2 protein-coding genes are annotated in these 2,136 nt (G+C 76.5%); both read right to left on the bottom strand.

Annotated features, from left to right (window positions below):
• Positions 1-138: 138 nt before the first annotated feature.
• Positions 139-636: a DinB family protein gene (locus ACFW1A_RS40190; RefSeq protein ID WP_380418642.1), complete on the bottom strand. Its 498-nt coding sequence runs from the start codon at positions 634-636 to the stop codon at positions 139-141.
• The coding region (locus tag ACFW1A_RS40185; RefSeq protein WP_380418640.1) for a hypothetical protein at positions 633-2,136 on the bottom strand (1,504 nt) is incomplete at its 5' end. The genes ACFW1A_RS40185 and ACFW1A_RS40190, both read right to left, overlap by 4 nt.

The raw sequence follows: 2,136 nt of genomic DNA, 5'->3' as shown, positions 1-2,136 counted from the left end.
TTTTCTACTGGGGGGCGGGCCCGGGGGGGGGGGGGGTGGGGGTGGGGGTGGTGGGGCGGGGGGGGCCGGGGGGGGGGCGGGGCGGCCCCGGCGGGGGCCGGCCCCGGCCGCCGACGCGGTCCGGCGACCGCCGGTCGGTCAGGCCCCGACCTCGCCGTCGATCCCCTCGCGCAGGAAGTCCGCGTGGCCGTTGTGCCGGGCGTAGTCGAGCATCACCATGCGCAGCGACACCTCCTCCTCCCAGCGCGGCTGGTAGCCGGCCGAGTCCAGCGACTCGACGGCCGCCTCGACCCGGCGGGAGTGGGCCACCTCGGCCTCCCAGGCGGCGAAGGCCTCGGACCGGGTGGCGCCGCTCACGTCGTACGCGGCCTGGAAGTCGACCTCCTCGGACCAGACCATCGGCACCTCGTGGTCCTCGAAGGTCCGCCGGAACCAGGCGCGTTCCACTTCGGCCAGGTGCCGGACCAGGCCCAGCAGGGTCAGCGTGGACGGCGGCATCGACCGCTCGCGCAGCTGCTCGTCGGTCAGACCCCGGCACTTCATCGCCAGGGTGGCGCGGTGGAAGTCCAGGAAGGCCCGGAGCGTCTCGCGCTCCGGGCCGAAGGACGGCGGTCCGGTCCGGTCGTCTTCGATCATGGGCGCACCCTATCGGCGGCCAGTCGCCGGCGCAGCCGTTCGTGACGGAACTGGTAGGCCTGGCCGACCTGGCGCAGCACGCCCAGCCGGTGCGCATCGTCCAGGAAGGCGGCCAGCCGCAGCGGGAGGCGGCCGGTCAGGGCCAGCCGCAGGCGGGCGTGCTGGTAGGCGTACCAGAGGCTGTGGACCACGCGCAGGGTCCCGGCCAGCGCGCCGACCAGGACGGCGACCACCAGGGCCGTCAGCCGGCCCGCTCCCGCGGGCAGCAGCATGCCGCCCACCAGCACGGCCCAGACCCCGCCGACGAGCAGGGCCGGTCGCAGCGCCCGCCGCCGGCCGAGCGCCAACGCCCGGGCCGGGTCGGCCGCTTCGACCCGCCGCGGGCTGCCGGCGGCCAGCACGTTCGCGTGCCGGTTGGTCAGCACCGCCACCGCCAGCAGCAGGAAGGCCACCGGGAACACGCTCGGTTGCGGCCCGACGTGGTGCCGCTCCCAGGCGTACTCCTGGACCAGCGAGACGACCGACCACACCGACCAGAGCACCAGGACCAGCAGCGGCACGCCGATCAGCAGCGGGCGCGGGACGCGGGAGAGCGGGGAGCCGGGCCGGATCCCGTACCCCTCCCGGAGGACGGGCAGCCCCACCGGCCGTCCTGCGGAGCGCGCCACCACCCCCGCGACCACGCCCGCCCCCAGCGCGATCACCAGCCAGTCGACCACCGCACCCGGCCGCCAACTCGGCACACCGGCCGCCACCAGGGCCGGCACGGCGCCCACCCAGGCGAACGCGGCCGCCGTCAGGGCGCGTTCGCGCCGGCTCGACCGCTCGTGCAGCTGCCACCACTGCAGCTCGGCCTCCTCGCGCTGCGTCATCTCGCGGGCCAGCCAGCCCAACCACTGCTCCGCCCGGTCCGCCCGCCAGCGCGGTCCGTCCGGCCGGTCGGCGAACACGGTCGGCACCAGCGCGTCCAGCAGGAAGTCCGCCAGCTCCTCGGCCGTCCCGATCCGCAGCAGTCGCTGCGGATCGCCGCCGCCGTTGGCGTACACCCGCAGCAGGCCGAGCATCAGGGGAGTGGTGGAGACGTCGACCAGCGGGCACGGCAACCTCCCGGCGAGCAGCGAGAAGAGCGGCTGCCAGGCCCTCTCGTGCAGGGGGCTCACCACGGCGGTCAGGTAGGCGAGCGCGTCCGCCGGGGTGAGCGGCTCGGCGCGCAGCACGGCGGCGCCGCGCAGCACGTCCTCCTCCCGCACCAGCGCGTCGTACTCGGCGGCGCGGCAGGTGACGATCAGTGGCATCCCGTCCCCGTGCGACTCGTTGAGCCGGCGCAGCGCGGTCCGGCGCCGGTCCGGCGACATCTCGTCGAGCCCGTCCAGCACCGGGGCGATCAGCCGCGCCTGCAGCAGGCGCTCGACGGCCTCGGGGCCGCCGAGGGCGGGGTAGTCCGCGGCGAGCCGCTGCACCAGCCAGCTGCCGAGCAGCTGGCGGGGGTCCCAGGAGGCG

Origin of the sequence: Kitasatospora sp. NPDC058965 (assembly GCF_042741245.1) — a bacterium.
Lineage (GTDB): Bacteria > Actinomycetota > Actinomycetes > Streptomycetales > Streptomycetaceae > Kitasatospora.
The sequence above is the reverse complement of the archived record's forward strand: the minus strand, read 5'-3'. Positions and strand labels throughout refer to the sequence as shown.